Below are 24,287 nucleotides of genomic sequence, written 5' to 3' on the forward strand. Positions count from 1 at the left end.
TGCATACTATGAAAACGAGCATTCCGATACTTGCGGCCCTGCTTCTGCTGGGTCCCTCTGCGGCCCATGCCGGCCGAGACAAGGCCGTCTCCCTCGGGGAACTTCCCCGCCGTGCCCAGCAGTTTATCCGGGAGCATTTCCCCGCGGAAGAGGTCGCCTATGCCGCGCGGAAGGAGCGCGAGGCTTTCGATGCGAAATACGAGGTAGTCTTCGTCGGCGGCATGAAGGTCGAGTTCTACCGCAACGGCACATGGAAAGAGGTGGACTGCCGCGGGCGTTCCATTCCGAAGGGCGTCGTGCCCGTCCCGATCCTGAACAAGGTGCGCGAGCTGTACGGGGATGTGGCCGTGCAGGAGATCGACCACGACCGGCGGGACTTTGAAGTCAGGCTCGCAAACGGCCTGGAGCTCACGTTCGATCTGCGCTACAGGCTTCTGGAGATCGACGATTGACGGGAATAATCCATAGAAATCAAAACTTAAAACGCAACTACTATGAAGAGAATTCTTTTTACAGCCCTCGCGCTCCTTTGGGGTGCGGGTTCGGCCCTCGCCGACGGGCGGGAGCGCATCGTCACGGTGCAGCAGCTTCCCCAGGCGGCGCAGGAGTTCCTCAAACAACATTTCGACTCGCTGACGGTGGCCTACGTGGCGGAGGACGTCAAGCTCTTCGGCTCGGAGTACGAGGTGGTCTACACCGACCGCACGGAGGTGGACTTCAACAAGGACGGACACTGGGAGAGCGTGGAGCGCAAGTACGCTCCCGTACCTGCCGGGATCGTCCCCGACGAGATCGCGGCCTTCGTTGCGGGGAACGACCTTTCGGAGCAGTTCATCCGCAAGATCGACCGCGACCCCTACACCTGGGAGATCGAGCTTTCGGGCGGCCTGGAGATCAAGTTCGACAAACGGTTCAACGTGATCGGCTATGACGATTAAGCCCTCTGCATATCTGAGATGCCGGGCGGGAAAAGGATGGCTGCGCGGCCTCGGGGCGCTTGTCGCTGCCGCGGCGTTGCTTGCCGCCGCCTGGGTCGTGGAGTTCGAGTGCGCCGTATCGCCTCACAAGCTGCCTCTTGCGGCACAGGAGTTCCTTGCCGAGCACTACCCGCAACAGACTCCCGCCCTGGTGGAACGGGCCTACGACGACTTCCGGATCACCTACGAGGTGTTTTTCCATACCGGCGCGCATGTTCGCTTCAGTTGCCGCGGAGCGTTCAGGGCGCTCGACAGCCGGCAGCTGCCCATACCTGCGGCCATCGTTCCCGAAGCCGTCCGCGCCTATGCGGCGAAGCACTACCCGGGAGCCGCTGTGACCAAGCTCGAACACGAGAGGCGCGAGTGGGAGGTGCGGTTGAGCAACGGCATGGAGCTCTCGTTCGACGACCGGGAGTTCTTTCTGACCGGTTACGACGACTGAGCGGAAAAGGGAGTGTGTATTCGAACACCGGAAAGCAGCAACGATGGCGGACAAAGGATACCTGAAGGCGAATATCACCGCAGAGCGACTGCAGCAGCAAATCGCGGACTTGGAGGCGGCGCATATCGCCCATGAGAACATACTGATAGCCCAGACGCCTGCTCCGGCCGTGGAGTCCCTCGCAGCGGGCGACGTGCTCGTCGTCCGGTCGCTGGAGGACTGCGGCTGCGGCAGCATTCACGCTCTGGCGGCCCTGCTGGGGGATGTCGCCCGACGCGGGGCCTACCTCCGCTCGCTCTGCGACCCGGTGCTCGACACCCGTGAGCCGGCCCCCGACTGGAGCTGCGCCGCCGCGACCCTCTCCCGCCTGGAGAGTCTCTTCCGCTCGCAGCGCAGCCGCGAGGGTCTGGACACCGTCAAAAAGCGGGGTCTCAAGCTGGGGCGCCGCACCTTGGAGAAGTCGCGTTCGCAGCTCGGGCAGCTTCTCCGGGCGTACTATCAGAGCGATTCGAGTGTGCGCCGCATCTGCAAGGAGGCCTCGTGCTCGGAGAATCTGCTCTACCGCGTCCTGCGGCAGAACGGGCTGCCCCGGCGTATGCAGGTTGAAGAGGATCCGACGCTGAACCCCTTTTCCGGAGGGCGGGACACGCTCCGCATCCGCGTGGACAACGACTACATGCTGATCACAGCGAAGGCCGGGGATACCGATTCCCCGGCCGAAAGCACTGCCGCAGCCCGGAGGATGGGTGCGACACCTGAAATTTAACGATTACGGATTTTTTGACAATAAGGAATAAACGAACCATGACATCGACAAAAATGTTTTTCTCAAGGCTCCGCTCTCTGGCCCCGATGCTTCTGTGCGGCGCTTTTCTTCTCCTTTCTGCGGGCTGCGACGATGAGAAGCAGATCGGCTATGGCAAGCTGCCCGCTGCGGCCCAGGCTTTTATCGAGCACTATTTCCCCGAGTGCCAGGTGGTCTCCGCCGAACGGGAGAAGGACGACGGGGGCAAGGAGTACCAGGTGACGCTGTGCAACGGCACGCAGATCGAGTTCGACGCCCGGGGCGACTGGACCAGCGTGGACTGCAAGTTCTCGCTCCTGCCCGAGGGGATCATCCCCGAGCCCATCCGTGCGGATCTGGCGACCCGCTACCCGGAGGCCGCTGTCCACAAGATCGAGCGGCAGTTGGGCGGCTACGAACTCTCGCTCAGCAACGCGAAGCAGCTGATCTACGCCTCCGACGGCACCTTCGTCCGGGAGGAGATCGACCTGTAACAAACCACCGCCCTGTCCTGTCGCCCCGCACGGAGAGCCTTTACGGCAGCGTGCGGGGCGGCGTAGCGACTAATCGACACGCGATGACACGAGACGCAAGACCCTATATCGAGCTTGAGATGCCTCCTACCGCGGAACCCGCATCCGGGGAAGGCTCCTCCGCCGCGCATGAGCGATACCGCGCGGCCGTCGAGCTCTATGGTTCGAGCGACCTCTTTCTGAAGGAGATCAGCCGGCGTTGCGGCGTAAGTCTTTCGGGACTGAAGGGGCATATCTGCAAGTACCACCGCCATCTGATGCTGGCACGCTATAACATTTCGTGCAGCAAGGAGAAGGCGTCGGATATCAAGCTCGGCCAGCTTCGCGGGCAACTGCCCGCCACGCGCACCAAATACCGGGAGGCGATCGAGGCGTGCGACAGCATGGACTACATCGAATACAACGTCTCGCAGATCGCCCGGCGCTTCGGACTGGACGGCACGAACCTCGGCAAGCAACTTCGGGCCCATTACCCCGGTGTGATCGAACGGCGCGAGGAGGTACGGCAGCGGCTGGGACTGAGCGACAACCAGCAGCGCGGCACACGCCCATTCTGCAAGGAGCAGTATGCCGGGGCCGTGGAACTGCTGCGTGCGGACCGCTACATCACGGTGCGGGAGGCCGCCCGGCGCTGCGACGTCCCTCCGGCCGGGCTGGAGCAACACCTGCTGTTCTACCATAAAGATCTTGTGCGCAAACGCATCGGGATTCGGGAGAAGGCGGTGCGGCAGCAGCGTAAGGGCGAGATAACAGGTCGCGGAACCGCTCCTGCCCCCAGACCGGCGACGGTGGAGAAGTATGCCGAGGCGCTCCGTCTGTACCGCACGACGCCTCTGTCCGCGATGCAGATCGCCGCACGGACGAAGGTGTCGAAAAAGGGTTTTTACCAATACCTCCAGACGTGGCACAAGGATCTGATATGCCGGCGCAAAGGAATCCCTTACGAGGAGGGCGCCCCCGTGGACTGGTCGAAAGTGAGGAAATACAACCCCGCGACAAAAGCCAAATACGCCGGGGCCATCGAACGGCTGCGTGCGAGCGGGCTGCCTATGGCAGCCGTCGCCGCAGAGTTCGGGCTCTCCCCAGACGCTTTCCGGCAATATCTGAAAGAGCACGAGCCGGAGCTGCATGCCCGCGTGGGTATGACGCGCACCCCGGACGGAGGCCTGGCGTTGCGGCGCAGCGCGGAGAAATACGCCGAGGCGATACGCCTTTATGAGACCACGCCCGAATCCCTGTGGTACATCGCGCGGCGCCTGGGCTTCAAGTATAATGACCTTAGAAACTTCGTGCGCCGCAGCAGGCCCGATGCCATGGCCCGGCACGAGGCGCTCGTCGCGGCGGCGCACGGCAGTGACGAAAAATGAATTTGCTATTTATCAAACGATTTAATATTCCGTCTGTATGACGTTGTTATCTGTGGATCCGATTCTTTCGGCCGAAGACCATACATTACACTTCCTGTGGCTGATGTTTCTTTTTGCTGTGGCATGCTGTGCCGTCGTGGTGGCGGTTCATGTGTACCGGCACTGGCAGCGCCGGCGCTTGCAGAGCCCCCGCAAGGACTACTACCGGCGTTAAGCGTACGGATTCGGGCCTCGGGAACGCCTCGGGGCCTCGACTAATATCGATAGCTGTTATGAATAAATACATGTTGGCCCGTCTGGTCTCCAAAGAGTTGGGTAAGCCCATGTCGGAAGTTCTTCCTGTGGTGGGTACGCTGTTCGAACAGATGGCCGCGACGATTCTCGACGGCGAAAAAGTGACCATTGCCTCTCTGGGTACGTTCAGCCTGAAAGAGCGGCCCCAGCACAGACGTTATGATCCCTATCATAAAGTCCCCATTGTGGTTCCGGCGGGCAAGGCCGTGCGCTTCGCCGTTTCGCCCTCGCTGCAGCGGCAGGTGCACGAGCGCTACGATGCGGTCCTTCAGTCCGATGCGGAAGCTGTGGTTTGCGAGCTGTAAACATTCCTCCACGCCGGTTCTATCCTTCCATACAAAACATAACACACGATGCAAGTATGGAAGAGAAGAGTTTGACCTTGGACGCCCAGTCCGAGATCCGCGAGCGCGCCCGGGAGCTGAAGGCGGAGCGCAAGCTGCGCAAGGTTTACCCGATGGTGGTCTTCGGGGACGAGGAGTGCGGGGAGAAGGAGTATTACGTGGCCTATATGGGCGAGCCTACCCTCCCGCAGTTCAGCAAGTTCATGGCCGCCTCGAAAAAGGATGAAGTGACGGCCATGCGACAGCTTGCCCGCGACTGCTTTCTGGACGGGGACAAGGAGCTGGTGGATACGGATTCGCTGTTCCTGTTCGGTCTTATGGGGCAGCTCTCCGAGATCATCCAGACGCGGCAGACGACGCTGGTAAACTGATCGAGGGGGCCGTAGTGCGGGACGGGCAGCGGATCCGTCAGCGGATGGCCTACATCCGCCACTACTTCCCCGGTGTGGATCTGGAGCGCATGAGCGACGAGGAGTTCGCCTCGCTTTCGGAAGAGGCCCTTTGGTTGCACGACCAGTTCATGGTCCACAACTCCGCCCGTGCCTTCTTCGCGCCTCCGACCTCAGACTGACCCATGTATCGCTTCGCGCCCCTTTGCGGGGCGCGTTTTTTATGCCCTGTACCGATGTAATCACTCGGCGCTGCGGAGTTCTATTCTTACAGGAATAGAAGCGCTATGTCCGATCAGACTTACAACGTCAGGTACAATATCGAGGTGGAGTCCACCGAGGCCACGCGGCAGTTGGGGAACTTCACGGCCGCCGTGGAGTCGCTCTCGAAGTTCAAGGATATGTCGGGCGCCGTGGAGAACGTCAATCGGGCATTGCGGACCATCGACAAGGCTCTCCGCGCGGACAGCTCCGGTAAGGGCCGCCGGTACGAGTATAAGTTCAACCTCGACACGAAAAGCGGCGAGGCGAAGCTCGGCCGCATCCTTACCACCCTTACGACGATCGAAGCCAAGGCCAAGAGCATCCGGCTGGTCGTGAACCCGGGCAAGGCTTTCGACAGCCGTGCGGTGCAGAAAAACGCGCAGCAGATCATCGAGCATTCGCGTTCGATCTTCAGCAACCTCTCGGGCACGACGCAGACGACGCAGATGACGCTCACGCGCTCGATCGGCAAGATCAACTCGGCCCTCTCGCACCTGGAGCGCGCCCGGGAGCTCGACATCCGTACCGACGCCGCAAAGGGACGCCTCGCGGAGATCCTGAGCCTGCTGGGCCAGGTACGCACGGCGGCCGCCGCGGCCATGCCTCTGGGAAGAGCCGCCGCCGCGCCGCGCACGAAGAAGACCGCTGCTGCCGCTACGACGCCCGCCCGTACATTCCTGCTGCCTGCGTCGGTTCAGGAACGGCTTGCCGCCGTGCTGCCTCCTACGCCGCCCGCCGTGCCTGCCGCGGCGGACCCGGCGGCGCAGAAGAAGCTCGCCGCCGAGCAGGAGCGGGCCCGGCGTGCGGCGGCCAAGGCCTTGCAGCAGCAGAACGTGGAGGCCGTGCGCGGCGTCATCCGGCAGCGGAACCTCGCGGAGAATCTATCGGGCAGCCGCCAGCGTGCGGCGATCAACCGCCTGCAATACTCGCGGCCGCCATCGCTTCAGCGGGCCCTTCCGTTCGCCTACATGCTCAACGGCTATATGCTCTACAGCACGATGCGCTCGGAGCTTACCGAGGCCGTGGAGTATGCCAACATCATGGAATCCGCACGCTCGATCCTGCGCGTTGCGGACCGTGACCTTGCGACCTTCGAGCATCGCTTCGCGGCCATGGCCGCCAATGTCCGGCAGGTGGGCATCGACACGAAGTTCACGGCCGTGGAGGTGGGTGGCGCCGTGAAGTACCTGGCCATGGCGGGCCAGGGAATCCAGTCCATCAACGAGTCGATACGCCCGATCACGAACCTGGCGCTGATCGGCGACAACCCGCTGGATCAGGTCGCCGACCTTACGACCAACATCATGGCGGGCTACGACATCTCCCCGAAGAGTATGCCCGTGGTCGCGGACATCATCTCCTCGACGATCTCGCGCTCGAACGTCAACATCATCGAGACGGCCGAGGCGTTCAAGATGGCCGCGGGCTACCTGCGCATGGCGGGCATCGACTTCTCGGAGTCCTCGGCAGCCGTCGGCATGCTCGGGAATATGGGCGTCAAGGGCACGATGGCCGGCACGGCGTTGCGGGCCATGGCCACGCGCCTGGCCTACCAGCCCAAGGAGGCGCGCGATATCCTCGATCTGCTGGGAGTACGGTTCACACACGCGGTAGACGTCTACGGCAAGAAGCTGGAGAAGATCCGTCCTTTGGCCGACATCTTCGAGGAGTTGAACAGCAAGGGCGCCACGCTGGGCGACATGCACAAGATCTTCGGCCGTATCGGTGGCAATGCCGCGATGCTGTTCCTTGCGAACTACGAGCAGTTGCGGGAGCTCACGGCCCATAACCGCACCTCGCACGGCATCTCCTCGCAGTTGGGCCTCATCAAGCAGGAGACGACCAAGGGGTTGTGGTACCAGCTCACCTCGACCTTCTCGGAGATGTTCATGCGCGGGTACGAGATCATGGAGCCTCAGATCCAGCGTACGCTCAAGAAACTTACGGCCTCGATCAATACGGAGAAGTTCGCCCGGGGACTGGCCTCTGTCGCTTCGGCCCTGCTGGACCTGTTCGCGCTCTTCGGCAAGGTGGCCTCGTGGGTGGGTAATAATTTCCATTGGCTGGAGCCGGTGCTCTTCACGGGTTTCGCTGCCACGCGTCTGTTCCGCCTGGCGGGCGCCGTCACGAACCTTGCCGTAGCCTTCGGACTATTGGGCAAGCAGAAGGCTGCGGCGTCGGGTCTGGGACTGCTCGCCTCGATCACGGGGCTGGGCGGAAGCGGCGCTCTGGGCCGCATGACCTTCGGCGATAAGCGCAACCTGGTCACGGCCCTTCGTCAGGCGGGGGTTTCGGGCGGCCGCGGGTCGCTGGTCTCGGCCCTGGCGGGTGCGGGTGTGCAGCGCTCGATGACGGGTCTGGGGATGCGTCGTGCCGCCTCGGGGGTCTTCGCCTCGCAGGTGGTCACCGGCCGCGGCATCGTGGGTGCCGGCGCCGCGCTCGGGGCCCTGGGCACGGGAGCCGTCGCAGCGGCCGGAGCTATAGGCGTGCTGGCGGGGGCTTTGGGCTGGGCGGCCTACAAGGCGTGGAAAGTCAAGGAGGCGACGGATGCCGCCTTCGCCGAGCTGCAGCAGGAGCGCAAGTACAACTATCCTTCGGTCGAGGCGTTGTACGAATCCCTGAAGAAAACCTACGACACGGCCGTGAATGCCAAGGGCGCGGTGGATAAGCTCACCGAGGGCAAGAGCCTGCAGGAAACCACGGGTCTGAAGATCGGGGCCTGGACGGGCAACTGGTTTCGGGCCCTCTTCAACCACATGCCTTCGGGTGGCAGCGCCTATGGCGGCTACACCTATACTATCCCGGCATACACCTTCGATGACGCCTACCGCGACGACCTTACGCGGGCCATCGTCTACCAGGCGGATAAGGACGGGGCTACGCGTATCAAGAGTGTCTATGCCGAGCTGGGGAAGCTGACCTCGCAGGCCGAGATCCAAGCCTATATCGACGCGCTGCCCGCAGTGCAGGGTTATGACTTTTCGACAGTCGACAAGAGCCTGTACAGTCACTATGACGGGCAGTCGCGGACGTTCCGCAAAGGGCTGAAAAAGATCACCGATCTGCAGGCTGCCGCCACCTGGGAGTACCAGAACCGCATCAACGAGAAGTTCATCCCGGAAGCCCTTGTCGTGGCCCGGGAGTACAAGCGCATCCTGGAGAGCCGCGAGAACGCCCAGGGCGCCATCGCCGAGACGGGCTTCAGCTTCGGTGACTTCGAAACGCTCGGCTTCCGCTTCAACGACCGTTCGCAGGCTTGGGAGCAGACGCCCCTGGCCAAAGGTGCCTCCGAGGAGCAGAAGACCGAGCGCCTGAAGAACTTCCGCATCGCCCACGACCGTCTGGTCACGGTGATCTCCACCCTGCGCGACACGTTCCAGAGCGGAGAGATTGCCCAGAACATCTTCAAGCGGGCGGGCATCCCCGTACATCTCTACTCGAACGAGCCGATGAGCCTCGACCAGACGCCGTGGAAGGCTCCGGGCATCTCGGTCACGGGCCTCGACGACGGGGGCTCGGGCGGCAACTACAGCGGCACGGGCCGCCTTTCCTCGGCGGCGCCCAAACAGGTGAACGTCACGATCACTAATCTTCTGAGCATCGAGACCGTGGAGCTGCTGCGCAGCTCGGAGGGCAGCCTGCCCGAGATTCGGGAGCTCAAGGAGCAGATGGCCCAGGCGCTTATCGACGTCGTGCATGACTTCGACGCCAGTTGGCACGGTGCGTAACGCGACACACGAATTATGAGCAGACTGTTGAGTATCGGCATTTCGACCCTTCTTTCGGGCGGCATCCTGGGGCACGGCACCCTGGGCGGTTACATCTCGGATGCGGCGCGCCGGGCGCTGGGCATGGGCCTGGCGCACTTCAAGGCGGGCTCGGTGCACTACCTGGGTAAGGACGTGGACCTGTTGGGGCGCGGCATCGTGCAGACGGTGCATCAGGCGGCCTACGGGGCCCTGCGTTCCTACCCCCGCTACCTGAAATACTGGGAGCAGCAGGTGCGCGACAAGTACCTGCAGGAGCACTCCCAGACGAGCCTGGCCAATAAGACGGGCCAGTATTACCGGCTTATCGAGAACCAGCAGGCCGTGGCGCGGCAGAAGAACTACACGGACTCGATCGTGGGCAACGTCGTGGCGGACTACCTCTTCCTGTCGGCCGCCGTCACGGAGAAGACGGGCGGCGAGGCGGGGCCCCGCGTGGAGTTCGTGGACCTCGGGCCGCGGGTGCAGGTGTCGAGCAAGAACAACATCGTGCTGACGCCCGTGCAGGGGCGCGACTACACGCGCAAGGAGTTCATCTCGGGCGGCGACTACGAGATCTCGATCGAGGGCAGGATCACCAGCAAGTATCCGGACGTCTACCCGGAGGCCGAGGTCTCGAAGTTCCTGCGTCTGATGCAGCACAAGGGGGTTCTCGAGTGCGGCAATACGATCCTTCGGCAGTTCAGGATCACGCGCCTTATCGTGCTGAGCTACGCGCTGGGGGCCAGCGACTGCCGCAACGTACAGCCCTATACGCTGCAATGCGTTGCCGTGGAGCCTTCGGAGGCCATCGAGGTCAGGACCGCCGAGCAGGAGCGCGTGGACGAGGCGATCAAGCATACGAACAAGTGGATCAAGTGGGTGAAGATGGGCGCCGATGTGGTGGACCCCTCGTCGCTTCTTAAAATCAGCCGCCTGTGGATATAGACTCGCTGGACATACTCTCGTGCCGCATCACCGTCGGGGACCCCGACCCGGGAAACCCCATCGTAATCCGCAATGGTATCGAGCTTACGGAGGTGCAGCAGGTGCGCATCACCGAGTCCTACAAAAAGCTGATAGGCACGGCCCGCGTGACCTTCCCCAAGGGCACGGTCTACAAAAGCACGATCATCGGCCCTGCGACGCTCGAAGGCGTGGATGCGCGGCGCATCACCACGGAGGTCATGCAGGACGGCGTGCTGATCGAGAAACGCAGCGGGCAGGCGGCCCTCGACGATAAGACGTTCAAGGTCGGCCAGCGCATCAACATCAAGCTGGGCTATAACGGCGCGCTGAAGAACATGTTCGACGGGTACGTTACGGCCTACAACTCGGACAGCCGCTTCGAGCTCGAATGCGAGAATATGGCCTACAAGCTCAAGCTCAAGACGGCGCCCAAGTTCGAGACGCCGGTCGAGGGTACGAAGGTGAACGACGTGCTGGGCGAGAAGTACGGCCTGCTGAAAGACACGGGATTCGCGCTGCACAGCGACACGCGGCGTTTCGACATCGAGGTGGGCAAGATCAAGATCACGGACAACTTCACGGTGGCCGACGTGCTGAGCGCCTGGAGCCGCCACCGGGTCTACTGCTTTTTGAAGTACGACGCCCAGAGCAGCGACACGATGCCGGCCATCGCCGTGGGACGTCCGTACTCCTCGTCGCCGAGCCAGCCGCAGTTCCCCTCGGACGGCACGGGGCCCTTCGTGATCCGCTTCGACCGGCATGTGGCCGAGAACGACCTGAAGGTGCTGCGCACGGACCCGCGTTTTCTGGCCGTGCAGGCCAAGGCGCTGGGCACGGACGAGAAGTTCTTCGAGGTCACCGTGCGCCTGAACCCCGACTACGACCCGTCGGACCCCGCGAGCAAGGAGTTTCAGACGGTCAACGCCACGCAGATCTCCCGAAAGACCCACAAGCTGACGGGCAACACGACGGCCGCAGGGGCCGACACGCGCACGAAGGCGGATCTTTCGACCTACACGGTCGTTCCGTACACCTCGACCAACATGCGCATCACTTCGGACCAGCTTGTCGAGGAGGCCATCGAATACTTCCGCTCATACAACCTGAACGGCATCACGGGGCACCTTACGATCTTCGGCGACCACGCCCTCGCGCCGGCCTGCCAGGTGGAGCTGCGCGACGAGCGCAACCCCTCGAAGAACGGCGTCTATCTGGTCGAAGAGGTCACCACGACCTTCGGTACGAACGGGTACAGGCAGACCCTGACCCTGCCTTACAAAATCAAAGGGGCGAAGACGACTTATGGAGACGGAAAGCGGTAAGACGAAGCCGCCTCGACGCCGTTGCGTTATCTGAGAAACCGGCTCAGCCGCTCCCTGTACGATCGTTGGTACATCCGCTTGACCTTCTCGTCGAGGAACGAGCGTTCGATTAGAGCATACACCTCCGGCTGCTCCAGCGAGAACATATCGAGAATCGCGGTCATCTTTTTGGGCAGCACGCCGACCCGCCTGCCGAACGTCTCGAAATCGGCACGGCAAGGGTGCCCCGTTCGCGCATAGACATCGGAATATTCCGCCGCGGGAATCAACCCGCCTTGCAGGGCGAAATCCCCGTCCTCGACATGTATCGAGGTGTTCAGTAAATCGTAGGCCGGCGAGAGCAGATAATCCCCGCCGGGAGTCTGCTGCAAGGAAAAGTTCTTCAAATGCGCATCGCCGTTGGCAAACAGATAGTTGAAGACGACAAGCGTAAAGAAACGGCTCATCTGTACCTGCCACGCCGCGACATTACGGCGAATCAATGCGGCGGCATCCTCGTAGTTGCCCGTATATTTGAAGTCGGCGCCGTGCGTCGCGCTCGTCTTGTGCGCCAGCGACGAGAAGTCCTCCTGCTTGATCTTGTTGCCGTCGACATCGTAGTCGAAACGCCTGGTGATATAGGCGATCTCCCCGTTTTTGAAGAAAACCAGCCCGTTTTCCGCCGTCGGAATCTTATAGACCTGCCGGGCGATCTGCATCGTCAGGTGCTCGTTGGCCGGGATCTGGTCGCGGAAGCGCAGGTGCTTGTAAGCCGGTGCGGGCTTGATGATATAGCGCCCTTGTTCGCCGACGGGTGTAAGTGCGATCTTCCCGTCGGCAACGACCGCCGATAACTTCTCCTGCACGCCCGATACGGAGAGCTGGTTGATGCCCTCGGCCATATCCGCGCTGTCGGCATCGTAATCGAAATCGAGCTGCGGACTGACCTTACGACCGTCGAACAGGCACCGCGTACACGACGGGCAATACCTGTCGAAGCCCTCGGCCAGATGACCGGGACAAACTGTCCATGCTTTCATATCTTCTTTACCGTTATGGCGCCGATGGTGTCGGTATGCGCCGTTGCCAATAATAGCCCGAAGGCGTCGTTCTCGTCGATCTTGAGCGTGCGGCATTGGTAAGCCTTGTTCGCGCCCTCGGCGAGCATGTTGTAAAAGAACGGGAACAGCGTATCCGACACGAACTCGCGCCCGCTCTTCGGAAACGAGAGGGAGATGGCCGTCTGCCGCTCGTCCCCCAGAAACGCATCGTCGTACCGGAACCGGTATTGCCCCTGGTCGGTCTCGGTAAGCACCCCGGCCAATATGCCGTTGCTGTATATCTCCGCCTGCCTCATTTAGCGACCTCCCTTATTTGCAATCGTAGCTCCAGACCGAGCACCTCGGCGATCTTCGAGAGCGTAGAGACCGAAGGGTTCCCCTTGCCGGCCTCGATGCTCTTGATGATGCGCAGGCTCACTCCCGTATAATCGGCCAAATCCTGCTGGGTAAGCCCCAGCAGTGTCCGCCGTTCTTTGATGATTGAATAGTCCATAGGTGCAAAATATTGCCTTTCTCTGCAAATGTATTCCAAATTTTCTTCGTATGCAAAATAAAAGTGCAATAAATTGCCCGTCTTTGCGTCGATAAGAAATTCAAGCCGCTCCACGGATTAAGATGGACGGGGCTTAACACTTCGCCGCCGATTCTTCCTATTCCTTTAGTAAAAAGGACTATGGAGACGGAAAAAAGAACGCTTGACAACGGCAGCAGCCAGGTGGTGATCCGCGAGGCGATCCGGCGCATCGCGCTGGGACGCAGCATCGACCGTGTGGATATGTCGGCGGGCGGCACGGACGGCGTGGGCACGGCGCGCCTCATTCACGGCTATGTGGCCAAGGTGCATGACGACCCCTCGGACGGGGAGTTCGGGCAGTACGGGGGCACGATCGACGTGGGCGAATACCCCGACGAGACGGCCTCTACGGAGCCGATCCTGCACAAGGGGGTGTTGCTGGCCGGGACGCAGGACAACAGCGGCGGGGTCCTTATCGTCCCCACGCTCTTCTCGGACGTCACGATCGTCTCGGATGCCGCCACGCGCTCGATGTACGTGGTGAACTTCTCGCACGCCGACACTCTCCAGTTCCGCTCCCATGAAGAGGTGTCCATCGGCGTTACGCAGACCGAGGAGCTGGACACATCGAGCGACTCGTCCCCCGACTACGATGCCCTGGAGGCTACGGGTAACGAGGCCCATACGCATTACACGGCCGAGGGGATCGTCTCGACGGTCAGAAACGACAGCGGCAAGGAGACCGCCGCCACGCAGGATGCCGAGCATATCGGCCTGAAGGTGGATCAGGGGGAGTTCAGCCTCTCGACGGATAAGGCCCAGACGAAAGTCGGAGGCCAGGCCGTGACCGTCACCGGAGAGAAGATCACCGTGGGAGGCGAGGACGCCACGGAGCCTATGGTGCTGGGTCAGCAGCTCGCGCAGCTGATGATGGAGTTTTTGACCGAATGCACGAAGATCATGACCCCGACGCTCATGGGCACGATGCCTGCGGTCAACGCCCCGAACTTCGCGCCCCTGATCTCCAAGATCCAGAACTTCCTCTCCCAAACCTCCTTCACCAAATGAGCATCGAGAAAAACCCGGCCATCGACGCGCTTGCGCCGGACAGCCTGTGCTATAACATCTACCGGGCGCTGTACGCGCAGTTCTTCAACGCCCAGGACCGCAAGGACGCCGAGCATCCGTGGGGCGTGGAGGAGGGCGACGACACGTCCGTCCGCCTGCATAATACGGCCTACGGCTTCGCCCTGGCCATTGCGGGCGCCGTGGGCGGGGATGGCGGCGGTGAGGGCGGGATACTCATGGAGTACCTGCGGCTCTCGGGCGGCGATATGCAGGGCCTGCTGAGGGCCTGTTACGGCTTTGCGGCGGGTGTGCAGAACCGCACGCTCTTGGAGGCCTATGCCCGAGAGGACGGCGCGGGGGTGCGTTTTGCGGAGGAGGTCGACGTGCGGGGCGGCATCCTGCTCTGCGGCCGCAGGGCCCTGAGTTATGACGTGCAGCTCGACCGCCTGAACGTGCAGGCCCCGGCGCTCTACCTCGGGGATACGCCGGTGCTCGGCGAGAGTTCGATCCTCGTGGGCGATGCCGCGACGGGTGTGCGTATCGACCCCTCGGGCATTAGCGTCGGCGGCCGGGGCGTCTACCACGGCGGCAATGCCAACCGCAGCGATGCGGACTGGACGATGCGCGACGCCACGGTTGCGGGAGCCTTGTATGTTGCCGGAGCCGTAGAACTTTCGGGAACGCTCCGGGCCCTGCATGGCGTGGAGCTGGGCGTGGGCGGCGGGCGTATGTTGCTGCTGCGGGACGACGAGCTGGCAGCCGGGTGCCACCTCTCGTTCGACGAGGGGTACGGTATCTGCATGAACGGCCAGGCGGTATTGGTACACACTGCCGACGGGGTGCGGCTCTCGGGCGCCGGGGGCAACCTGCTGCTGGGCGGCGGGCATACGGGGCGTGTGCGCCTGCTCTCGGCCGTGATGGACGCCGACGACAGCTACACGCTCCTCTCCCCGCACGGGGAGGCCTGCTTCCCCGGGTCGCTCACCGTGCGTCACGACTTCGGGGATACGCTGCTTTCGAGCTATCGCACGGACGCCGATGACGAGGGCGTCACGCTCCACAAGCGGCTGCGCCTGGGCAGCGCGCAGGGCCCTTACCTCTGCCCCCGGGAGGGCGGCGTGGCCCTTTTCGGGACCTTCGAGCGTACGCTGCCCGATAGCGGCAAGGTGGAGCGCACGCTGCTGGGCACGACGCTGCGCTACCTCTTCTCGGCCGAAGATACGCTCTCGGACGACGCTCCGGCCGGCGTCCTGTCTGTTGAGAGCGACGCCGCGGCCTTTGTCTTCGAGGGCAGCCTCCGTACGCGGGAGTCCTTCGAAATTGCCGGCAGCGCCACCCGCCTCGCGTCGGATGCTCTATTCTTTTCCGACGACCGCTTCCTGCTGGGCACCTCGGACGGCATCAAGCACTTCGGCAACACCTACCTGCTGGGCGACGTGTCGAGCGAGCTGTTCACCTCGGGCTTTGCCGGGACGGGCTGGGCCGTTCGGACGAGCCGCGCCACGGGAAACGCAGCCGCGACCTTCGACGAGCTTACCGTGCGCAAGCGCATGAGGGTCTACGAGCTGGAGATCCGCAAGGCGGACGTCGTGGGCGGAGGGCTGTGGGTCAGCGACTGCTGCCGGGGCGATACGGTCGAAAGAGTACACTGATGGCAAAAGTAGATTATCCGACATACAAGATCCGCACGGCCCCGCACTCGGGCCATGTGCAGGGCCTCAGAACGGGTGACGTGGTGCGGCGCGAGTATTACGACGCCTCGCGGCAGGTCTACTCGCTGCTTGTGGTGCTCGAAACGGGTACGGAGCAGGTCGAAGGCGACCGGGTCGCCTACTTCGTCGGGGCTTTGGTCGAGGGCGACGAGCCCCGCTCGGGGGAGCTTCTGGACTTCGCCCGCGTAACGAACCTGTTCGATGCGCAGCGCGGCGGGGCCCTCTACCTTACGGCCTCGGACTCCGGGGCTCCCTATATGGACGTGCTCGACGGGCTGGCGGGCGACTTCTCGCTGCTGTGGCCCACGATGGGCGGCGGCGACCCCTATGAGGAGGATCGCAGCCGCTATGGCCGCCAGGGAGCGCAATACCTGGATGAGAGCTATACGGAGAGCGAGGGCGACGTGCATCGCATCTACCGCCTTACGCGCACCTCGTTCGAGGGCACGGACAGGTACGGCCTTCGGATGCTCCCGGAGGAGACTGTCCAGAACCCCGAGCGTATTCTCGTTTCATTTAAGGTGCGCGCCGGGACGCCCCTGGCGGATGTCCCGATCCGTTTCGGATATACCGACGGCTCACGGCTGGACTACGCCGACACGCTCGCCGCGGGCACGGAGTGGGAATACCGCCTGGCGGTATTCACGGCGGATTATCCCGGCACCTATCTGCGCTCGCTGGAGATCGATCTCACGGAGCGGCTTACGGCCGGGTCGTGGTTCGAGATCGCGGAGCTCAACCTGGTGCGCCTGGCGGATATCGCGGCTTTCGGGCGCGCCACCAAGGGGCGCATCGGGAAGATCCAAGGCGTCGCGGACTCCGTGTTCGGGACGCTGGACGGCTACGGGGCTTACTTTCAGAATCTGTACGCTGCGGGACGGGTGCATGTCGCGGGGACGCTGACGGCTGCCGACGAGCAGGGCTTCGGCAGCACTTTCTATGTAGGGCGAATCCATAAGAACTGCGTTCCCAATAGCCTGCACCCGACCTTCTTCACCAAATATACGGCCGTTGCGACGGGCGCTCCGACGGGCCTCGGCGGCTACTGCCGCATCCCCTCGGGCACGGCGCTGATGGAGGTGCAGAGTGAAGAGTGGGCCAAGGCGCACCAGGGCGAGCGGTACTGCTTCTCGTTCTGGGCCCGCAGCAGCACACCCCACGCCGTCACGCTGGGCCACGCGCACCAACCGGACGTCGTCGTAGCGCTTTCGAGGAAGTGGCAGCGCTTCTGCTACCCGTTTTGCGTGGAGCGCCTGCAGGGCGTACGTCTGACGCTTTCGTTCACGAAAGGCCAGGGCTTCGACTTCGCGGCCCCGCAGCTCGAAGCGGGCTCGCGTCCCACGCCTTACCAGCCTACGGACGGCGTGCTGCGCGAAACGGATGACTACGGGGCGTGGTTCGTGCGCGGCGGTATCGGGGGTACGATCCAGAACCCGCTGCTGCGGCTCGGGGACGACGGGTCGCTCTCTTCGCGCGGGGACGCTTTCGTCATCAACCCCGACGGCACGGGGCACTTCGCCTCGGGGCGTTTCCGCTGGACGAAGGATACGATCTCGCTTCGGGACGTCACGATCCGCTGGGAGGATCTGAGCGACGAGGCGCACCAGGCGCTGCAGCCCAAATCGGTCTCTGTCAGCGGCACGGATACGTTCCATTACGGCGATCCGTGGGTTGGGGAGTGCGACCCCTCCGAGATACTTCTTGTCGCTACGGAGCAGAACTTCGAGGCTCAGACCCGGCACTGGGAGTACCTCGCCTCGGACGGGACATGGCGCGATGCGGGCGTCCGTACGACGACCCTGCGGCTGCTGCCGACCTTCCACGGCTGGGAGGGACGGGAGGTGCTGACGCTGCGGTATAGCGCCGCCGTCTCGGGGCAGAGCTATACATGCATGTACACGGTCAGTAAACAATACGACGGCGAAAACGCCTATTCTGTATATATCGCGACCGACAGGGGCACCGTCCTGCATAACGGAGCGGGCGAAACCCTGTTATCGGCGCATGTCATGTCCGCGGGCCGGGATATTACCGGCTCGATCGCCGAGGGGCGGTTTCTGTGGATGCGCCAGAGCGACGACGTGCAGGGCGACGAGGTGTGGAACGCCACGGAACACCGCGGAAAGACCTTGCGGATAACCGGCGGCGACGTAGCCCGCAAAGCGGTATTTACATGTGAAGTAACCTTTTAAACAACAGCATATATGGCACTCAAAATAGCACGCGGCCAGGTCACCATCGTCGACCAGAACGATGCGGTCTCTCTGCAGGCGTTCATCGGCTCCTCCCAACCCCTCACGCAGGTCTTCAACCGCGACACCAGCGCTTATGCTCCTTCCTGGGCCGCGTCGCCTTATCTGGTGCTCTCGCCCTCGCTTTTCGTCAGCGGCAAGTCGTCCGTCGACCAGATCTCTTCCGTAGGCAATGCCGCGACGCTGACATCCGGTGTGAAGGCCGGCTCGGCGAAGTGGTACAAAAACGGCGTAGCCGTCACCTCGGGACAAGATAGCTGCACCGTGGGCGATGCACCGGCCAAATATGCCCTGACGATCAAGGCCAATCACATGAGCGTCGCCAGCCCGCAGGTCCGCTATGCTTTCGAAGCCGTCTACATCGACGCCAACGGACTGGAGATACCGTTCCGTGCGGAGATTCAGTTTACGCAGCATCTCTCGGCCGGAGCGACGATTACCGCCGTGGCGTATGCTCCCGACGGCGTTGTCTTCAAGAACGACGCCGTCGCCACCTTACGCGCCCACTGCGATCTGTGGCGCGGCGCTACCATCGACACTACGAACGTGACCTATGCGTGGGGTATCAAGGATTCCGCGGTCTTCACGGGGACAACGGTCACCGCCGCCGCGAATGCGGGAGCAACGACCATCGTCGTGGCGTCCGTGGCGAATATGGAGCCCGGGGGCAAGCTCAAGCTCGGGAGCGGCGAATACACGATTTCGGCCGTCAATGTCTCGACGAAGGTCGTCACGCTGACCTCGGCCCTGAGTGCTGCGGCGGCAACGGGTGCCGCCGTGACATGCCCCTACTATCACTCGATGCTCGGCGCAGGATGGGCACACCTTACTTCTGCGAATCCGCGCGGGGTGACAGCCGGGTGGACCACGAATGAGATTACTATCACGGCCGATGCCGTGCTGAACTTCGAGACCTTCAAATGCGCCATCAAGGATACGGACACCGCAGCAGGGAATGCCTCGGCGAACAAGGTGGTCTGCGACATCCTCTCTTTCTCGGACATGTCCGACCCCATCATGGTCGATCTGGTGAGTCAGAGGGGCTTTGTCATTAAAAACAACGGCAACGACGTCGATGTGAAGGCTCTTCTGTATCGTAGCGGCGAGGAGATCGACAGTGCCGGCACGGCCTACACGTACACCTGGAAACTGTGGAACACGGCAGGCACGTCCGTTCTCAAGACCTATACGGGCAAGTCGATCACGGTTGCGAAGGCCGACGTTACGGGCAAGGGCGTGCTTATGTGCGAGGTATCCAAATAGGAATTCCGCATCTGCCGCTAACCTTGTCATGGATGGCGGGCTATTCTTGTCCAAAGACGGTCATACATGCCACGAGAACTCATCGCCCGCGGACAGGCGACTATTTATACCCAGCAGGACAGCTATACGATCACCCAATCGCTCGCGGAATACATCTTCGAGGCGACAAACGATGGCGTCATACCCCGTGATGTGGTCTTCGCCTCTACGGTCTCTGTGACGCTCGGAGGGTCTGCGGTTTCGGATTTTGCGATCGGCGCCATCGTCAAACCTGCGGGCTTCGCATCGATCACGGTCGATCCTGCCCGCAAGACCATTACCTACCGCGTAAACAAAGGCACGGCGACCCTTGCCGACAGCGGTTCGATCGAGATTCCCGTCACGGTCGGGGCTGCCGGCTACCGTCTGTCCTTCGTGTGGTCGAAGGCCAGGGCCGGGGCACCGGGCAAGGATTCGGAAGTCCTCTTGCCGGACTGGGTGAACGAGTGGGACAGCGGCAAGACGCAGATCGACGGCTCCAGTGTCATCACCCCCAAACTTTTTGCAGGCGTCCGGAATGCCGACAATACGACAACCGGCGTCGCCATAGGTCATTATACGCTGCTGGCCCGCAACGACGCCGGGCAATACCAGCGCCAGACCGTCGACGGGGTCTACGCTTTCCATGAGGGGCGTCGGACCTTCGCGCTGGATACCACGGGCAGCGTGCAGCTCGGCCGCGGCGAGGAGTCGATCCGCTACGACGCCTCGACGGGCAAGATCCTTTTCGGGGCGCAGGTCGCCATGCAGTGGGCCGGCGCCACCTACATCGATGCGAACGGTCTCTTCACGGGCACGCTCTCGGCCGAGTCTGTGCGCGCCGCGACGATCGACGCCTCGCAGATCGCCTCCGGGGTCATCGACACGGCACGGCTCAACACGAAGGAGCTGCAGGCGCAGATCCTGACGGCCCAGAATATCGAGTCGCTGACGCTCGATGTGGTGCGCGGCACGATCGGCGGCTGGACCATCGATTCGGACGCGATATTCCGGGGTACGAAGAGCAACGCTCCGGACAGCTATACGGCGGGCCCGGGTGCCGTCACGCTCTCCTCGAACGGGCTGCGCGGCTATCGATGGAGGCTGGAGGCCTCGGGAGCCGGAGCTCTGGCCGGGGGTAACATCCTCTGGGACGCCTCGGGGAAAGTGACCTTCTCCGAGGGTGTGAGCCTGCAGTGGACGGCTCCGCTGGCCGCCCTTACGAAAACCCTTGAAGAGGAGGTCTCGCCCCGTCTGACACACATCTCCTCGGAGGGTATCTATACGGGCACGCTCTCGGCGCAGCAGGTCAACGCCGTGGCGCTCGATGCCGGGAGCATCCGAACCGGCACGCTCTCGGCGGACCGCCTGGCCGCGGGCAGCATCACGGCCGAGAAGCTCGATGCGGCGAGTATCCGCGCCGATATCGTCACGGCCGATTACATCAGCGGCCTGGGGTGCTCTTTCCATTACGGGAAAATCGGCGGCTGGAAGATCACGTTCACTTCATTGTATAATACGGGAATGACGATCAGCAGCTCGGACCGGAGCATAAGGATCTTCCCCAAAGACGGCCAGGTTGTCCATTATGTCAAGCTCTATCACAAGAGCGAGACGGACTTCGGGTTTCAGGCCACCGACGCCAGCGGCAAGACCGTGGCGCAGTTGGGCACCACCAACTGTATCGCCGGCTGGATGATCGAGCCCTCGCGGATCTACAAGAACAACGTCTCGCTGGGCGCCGACGGTTCGATCGCCAACACGACGAAGTGGAAACTCGGCAATGACGGCTCCGGTTCGCTCGCCGCTGGCAACATCATATGGGATACATACGGCAATGTAACTTTCGGGGCTTCGGTCTGCGTGAACTGGACCAGCGCGGCCAATGCGGCGCTGGCCTCGGCCAAGACGTATGCCGATACAAAGAAGAGCGAGGCGATCGGTGCGGCCTCGGCGGACGCCACGCAGAAGGCGGAGGCTGCCAAAGTCCTGGCCCGCGCCATGGCCTTCGGCAAGATGCTCTACCGCGTCCCGGAGTTCTTCCTCGACGGAAGTGTCCATTATAACGGCACGGCTAACTATCCGGCCGGCGCCACCCGCAGCATCGAGAAAGTCGCGGGCTGCCCCAACTCGACGGGCTATGCCCTCAAATATGCCGCTACGGGGTGGAACTCTGCTACTGACAAACGCATCGGAGGCTTTTCCTTCGGCACGCCGAGCCGTGCCAATGCCGTCTTCGTGGTGCGTATCATCGCGCAGATCCCCGTGGGCCGGGCTTTGCAGAACTACCACAACAGCTACGGCACCGGCGGCACGACCACCTGGCTGACCCCCAATGCCGGGACGGGCAAGTGGGAGGAGTATATCTGCAAGGTCGTCTGCGGCGCCACCGGAACATTCAGCACGCTCAACCACTTCGCGCTGACGGGCGGTGCGGCCCCGACCTCTGCGGCGCCGGCGGTGTGGCGTGCGGCCTACGCCACGGTCTTCGACGTCACGGCCTCGGAGAGGTACACGACGACGCTCGACGCCGAGGGCATCTACACCGGCACGCTTACCGCCTCTCAGGTCAATGCCGTCTCTATCGATGCCGGCAGTATCAGGGCGGGTACGCTCTCGGCGGACCGCATCGCTGCGGGCAGCATCCGGGCCGAGAAGCTCGACGCTGCGAGCATCAAGACCTCGATCATCAACACCTCCTATATCGAAGGTCTTACGCTGACCTTCCAGCGCGGTAAGATCGGCGGCTGGACGATCGGCGCGGACAGCATCACGGCAGGGTCGGTCGGTACGGTAGGCGCCATGCCTATCCAAATCCGCTCGGCAGCCAGTGGCTCGGGATATTGGTGCAGTGGGGCCTATAAACCTTACGGGATCACGATGACCTGGCATCAGTCGGGCAATGCCGGACACTTCGTCTTCGGGCAGATCGCCGCCTCGGGCAATAGCGTAAAGACGGGCTTCATCGGTCTTCAGATGATGTCGTGGGACTATCTTGAGTATTTCTGCCTGGCCGCCAACTACACCAAAAGCGGCGGTAAGGAGACCTATAACCGCATCGCGGGATGGGCCTTCGACCATGCGCGCATCTACAAGAACAACGTCTCGCTGGGCGCCGACGGCTCGATCACTGGCGGCTCGAAGTGGAAGTTGAACAATGACGGCTCGGGGTCGCTGGCCTCGGGCAACATCTCGTGGAACGCCGCGGGCGCCGTGACCTTCGGCTCCTCGGTTTCCTTGCAGTGGAAGAACGACATCGAGGCCTCCAAGAGCGCCAATTACGGATACCGCTACTACAAGAAGATCATAATCAACGGCGAGTCCTCAAAATACTATCCCGTGGTGTTCAAGGGCGGCGACCAAACCGTCAAGCGGGACATCATGATCCGGCGCGGTTTCAACGAGCAGGCGCCCTCGGACTGGGCTTCCAGCTCGACGCACATGGGCGGACTGAACCTTCTGATCAAGACGAACTTCGGCGGCTGGGGCGGCGCCGGGTACTCGTGGGATATCTACGACCTGGAGGAGGTCTACTGCCGCACCTTCGGCGGTGCCGCACACTGCGGGAACTACTGCATGTTCGCGGTGTTCCTGCGCGGGGGCGGCACGACGGGCGCCGCGTACCACCTCTACTCGGACCAGCCCATCGAGAGTTCGTCACAGAGCCCCTCGCCGATACCCCCGGCGCCGCAGATAGCCTATAATTCGGAGGTGATTTTCCAGAGCGGCAGCACGCAGGCCAAGGCTCCGGCGCCGCGCACGCTCACGGCCGCGGTCGAGGAGGAGATCCGCCGCCACCGCTTCATCGCGCTGGCCCAGGGCAACGACACCACGCTCAAGGATCATCCCCTGACCTATATCGGCGCCACGGGCATCTACACCGGGACGGTCAAGGCGTCGCAGGTGGTGGTCGACTCTACGCTCGTGGTGGGCGGCAGCGCCCATGCGGGGAGCATCTCGGTGCGGGATGCGGGCAATGCGGTCAAGGTCACGCTCGACCGCACGGGCATCACGGCCGTAGGCGGCAAGATCGGGGGCTGGAACCTTACCTCCTCGTCGCTCTATGCGGGCTCCGTGTACCTGAACTCTGCGGGCAACATCTACAACGGCAGCTACTGGCGTCTCTCGTCGGACGGCTCGGGGTTCCTGGCCAAGAACAACATCTCGTGGACGGCGGCCGGGGTGCTGACGATGAAGGGCGCGACGATCCAGGATGCGGTGATCAAGGGCACGCTGCGCAGCCCCTTCGTGATGGTGGACGGCTCGATATGGGTCGACGTGGGCTCGGGCTCCTCCTCGACCAACAAGCCCGAGGCGGACAAGTACGACAATATCTGCGTGCAGGCCGGCACGGACTCGGGCGGGTGGATCCTTCAGCAGCCCGAGCTTCCGTGGGACGTGAGCCAGTCGGGCCGCCGCCTCTGCCTTACGCACTACCGCTACGGCAGTACATATGTCTACGGCACGAGCACCTTCACAGCGCCCTCGGGCAAGTATTTCTACGAGAACGGACGGCTTGCCACCAAGCTCAACATGTCGCGCCAGGTGGTCGAGCTGATAGGCTTCGGGACCTCCTCGACCTTCTACGGGTGGATCGTGCTGAACCGCCGCGACCTGGGCACTACGTCCAAATACGGCGACTACCTGCAGTACCTGGCCATGGGGAGCGTGACGCTCAATTCGGGATACGGCATCACGCTCAAGCAGAAGACCTATGACGGCACCAAGGTGTCGGTCAGCAGAACGGGCACGGGTATCTTCCACGTCTACCTGCCCTGGAGCCTCGGCGTGGACAAGTACATGGTCATACTCTCGGGCAAGATGAGTCCGGTGTTCAATACTTCGATTTACGCTACGGTCCGATACCAATACGACAGCTACTTCGTCGTCCATACCCAGGACGACGCCTCGCAGAACGACGGCTCGTTCAACTTTCTCGTCGTCAGCACGGCCGATTTCGTGTAAAAAAAGCGCCTGGGCGGCAAACCA

At 62.7% G+C, this 24,287-nt stretch carries 21 protein-coding genes; 18 read left to right on the forward strand and 3 right to left on the reverse strand.

The features are described from left to right. Window positions 1-8: 8 nt before the first annotated feature. From ACGHP5_RS10550 to ACGHP5_RS10610, 13 genes are all read left to right on the forward strand, one after another. Window positions 9-452: a PepSY-like domain-containing protein gene (locus tag ACGHP5_RS10550; protein WP_390566630.1), complete on the forward strand. Its 444-nt coding sequence runs from the start codon at window positions 9-11 to the stop codon at window positions 450-452. A 42-nt stretch (window positions 453-494) separates the two neighbouring features. Further along, entirely contained in the window at window positions 495-938 is a 444-nt protein-coding gene (locus ACGHP5_RS10555; protein ID WP_390566631.1) for a PepSY-like domain-containing protein, read from the forward strand. Then, window positions 928-1,419: a PepSY-like domain-containing protein gene (locus ACGHP5_RS10560; RefSeq protein WP_390566633.1), complete on the forward strand. Its 492-nt coding sequence runs from the start codon at window positions 928-930 to the stop codon at window positions 1,417-1,419. Before ACGHP5_RS10555 ends, ACGHP5_RS10560 begins: the two co-directional genes overlap by 11 nt. A 43-nt stretch (window positions 1,420-1,462) precedes the next feature. Then, entirely contained in the window at window positions 1,463-2,185 is a 723-nt protein-coding gene (locus tag ACGHP5_RS10565) for a hypothetical protein (protein WP_390566635.1), read from the forward strand. Window positions 2,186-2,223: 38 nt separating this feature from the next. Beyond that, window positions 2,224-2,697, forward strand: a complete 474-nt coding sequence (locus ACGHP5_RS10570; RefSeq protein ID WP_390566637.1) for a PepSY-like domain-containing protein — start codon at window positions 2,224-2,226, stop codon at window positions 2,695-2,697. Between the two features lie 83 nt (window positions 2,698-2,780). Next, complete coding sequence (locus ACGHP5_RS10575; protein WP_390566639.1) at window positions 2,781-4,103, forward strand: hypothetical protein; 1,323 nt, start codon at window positions 2,781-2,783, stop codon at window positions 4,101-4,103. 37 nt (window positions 4,104-4,140) lie between these two features. Continuing rightward, window positions 4,141-4,317, forward strand: coding sequence for a hypothetical protein (locus tag ACGHP5_RS10580; protein ID WP_390566641.1), 177 nt, complete (start codon window positions 4,141-4,143; stop codon window positions 4,315-4,317). Window positions 4,318-4,375: 58 nt separating this feature from the next. Then, entirely contained in the window at window positions 4,376-4,702 is a 327-nt protein-coding gene (locus tag ACGHP5_RS10585) for an HU family DNA-binding protein (protein ID WP_390566643.1), read from the forward strand. 56 nt (window positions 4,703-4,758) lie between these two features. Then, window positions 4,759-5,112, forward strand: coding sequence for a hypothetical protein (locus ACGHP5_RS10590; RefSeq protein ID WP_390566645.1), 354 nt, complete (start codon window positions 4,759-4,761; stop codon window positions 5,110-5,112). A gap of 44 nt (window positions 5,113-5,156) precedes the next feature. Then, window positions 5,157-5,312 (forward strand): hypothetical protein, encoded by a 156-nt coding sequence (locus ACGHP5_RS10595; RefSeq protein ID WP_390566647.1) that lies wholly within the window; start codon window positions 5,157-5,159, stop codon window positions 5,310-5,312. A gap of 105 nt (window positions 5,313-5,417) precedes the next feature. Beyond that, the gene (locus tag ACGHP5_RS10600) at window positions 5,418-9,122 is read left to right on the forward strand and encodes a phage tail tape measure protein (RefSeq protein ID WP_390566649.1); all 3,705 of its coding nucleotides are present in this window, start codon (window positions 5,418-5,420) and stop codon (window positions 9,120-9,122) included. 15 nt (window positions 9,123-9,137) lie between these two features. Further along, window positions 9,138-10,088, forward strand: a complete 951-nt coding sequence (locus ACGHP5_RS10605; protein ID WP_390566650.1) for a DUF6046 domain-containing protein — start codon at window positions 9,138-9,140, stop codon at window positions 10,086-10,088. Then, a complete protein-coding gene (locus tag ACGHP5_RS10610; protein WP_390566652.1) occupies window positions 10,079-11,431 on the forward strand; it encodes a hypothetical protein in 1,353 nt (450 codons plus the stop codon). The genes ACGHP5_RS10605 and ACGHP5_RS10610 overlap by 10 nt, the downstream gene beginning before the upstream one ends. A gap of 26 nt (window positions 11,432-11,457) precedes the next feature. On the opposite strand, the gene ACGHP5_RS10615 is transcribed toward ACGHP5_RS10610, so the two are convergent. The 3 genes from ACGHP5_RS10615 to ACGHP5_RS10625 are packed head-to-tail and all read right to left on the reverse strand — an operon-like array spanning window position 11,458 to window position 12,964. Next, the gene (locus ACGHP5_RS10615) at window positions 11,458-12,450 is read right to left on the reverse strand and encodes a type II toxin-antitoxin system HipA family toxin (RefSeq protein WP_390566654.1); all 993 of its coding nucleotides are present in this window, start codon (window positions 12,448-12,450) and stop codon (window positions 11,458-11,460) included. Continuing rightward, window positions 12,447-12,767 carry a HipA N-terminal domain-containing protein gene (locus ACGHP5_RS10620; protein ID WP_390566656.1) on the reverse strand — a complete coding sequence of 107 codons (321 nt, stop codon included), beginning with the start codon at window positions 12,765-12,767 and terminating at the stop codon, window positions 12,447-12,449. Before ACGHP5_RS10620 ends, ACGHP5_RS10615 begins: the two co-directional genes overlap by 4 nt. After that, complete coding sequence (locus ACGHP5_RS10625) at window positions 12,764-12,964, reverse strand: helix-turn-helix transcriptional regulator (RefSeq protein ID WP_390566657.1); 201 nt, start codon at window positions 12,962-12,964, stop codon at window positions 12,764-12,766. The genes ACGHP5_RS10620 and ACGHP5_RS10625 overlap by 4 nt, the downstream gene beginning before the upstream one ends. Window positions 12,965-13,144: 180 nt before the next feature. Here ACGHP5_RS10625 and ACGHP5_RS10630 point away from each other — a divergent pair, with 180 nt between their 5' ends. The 5 genes from ACGHP5_RS10630 to ACGHP5_RS10650 all read left to right on the forward strand — a co-directional run bounded on the left by ACGHP5_RS10630 (window position 13,145) and on the right by ACGHP5_RS10650 (window position 24,263). After that, complete coding sequence (locus tag ACGHP5_RS10630) at window positions 13,145-14,053, forward strand: hypothetical protein (protein WP_390566659.1); 909 nt, start codon at window positions 13,145-13,147, stop codon at window positions 14,051-14,053. Then, complete coding sequence (locus tag ACGHP5_RS10635) at window positions 14,050-15,705, forward strand: hypothetical protein (protein ID WP_390566661.1); 1,656 nt, start codon at window positions 14,050-14,052, stop codon at window positions 15,703-15,705. The genes ACGHP5_RS10630 and ACGHP5_RS10635 overlap by 4 nt, the downstream gene beginning before the upstream one ends. Continuing rightward, window positions 15,705-17,957, forward strand: coding sequence for a hypothetical protein (locus ACGHP5_RS10640; protein ID WP_390566663.1), 2,253 nt, complete (start codon window positions 15,705-15,707; stop codon window positions 17,955-17,957). Before ACGHP5_RS10635 ends, ACGHP5_RS10640 begins: the two co-directional genes overlap by 1 nt. A gap of 12 nt (window positions 17,958-17,969) precedes the next feature. Next, entirely contained in the window at window positions 17,970-19,280 is a 1,311-nt protein-coding gene (locus ACGHP5_RS10645) for a hypothetical protein (protein WP_390566665.1), read from the forward strand. A 66-nt stretch (window positions 19,281-19,346) separates the two neighbouring features. After that, window positions 19,347-24,263 (forward strand): hypothetical protein, encoded by a 4,917-nt coding sequence (locus tag ACGHP5_RS10650; protein ID WP_390566667.1) that lies wholly within the window; start codon window positions 19,347-19,349, stop codon window positions 24,261-24,263. The last annotated feature ends 24 nt before the right edge of the window (window positions 24,264-24,287 follow it).

Origin of the sequence: Alistipes sp. i18-0019-D1 (assembly GCF_042852885.1) — a bacterium.
GTDB lineage: Bacteria > Bacteroidota > Bacteroidia > Bacteroidales > Rikenellaceae > Alistipes.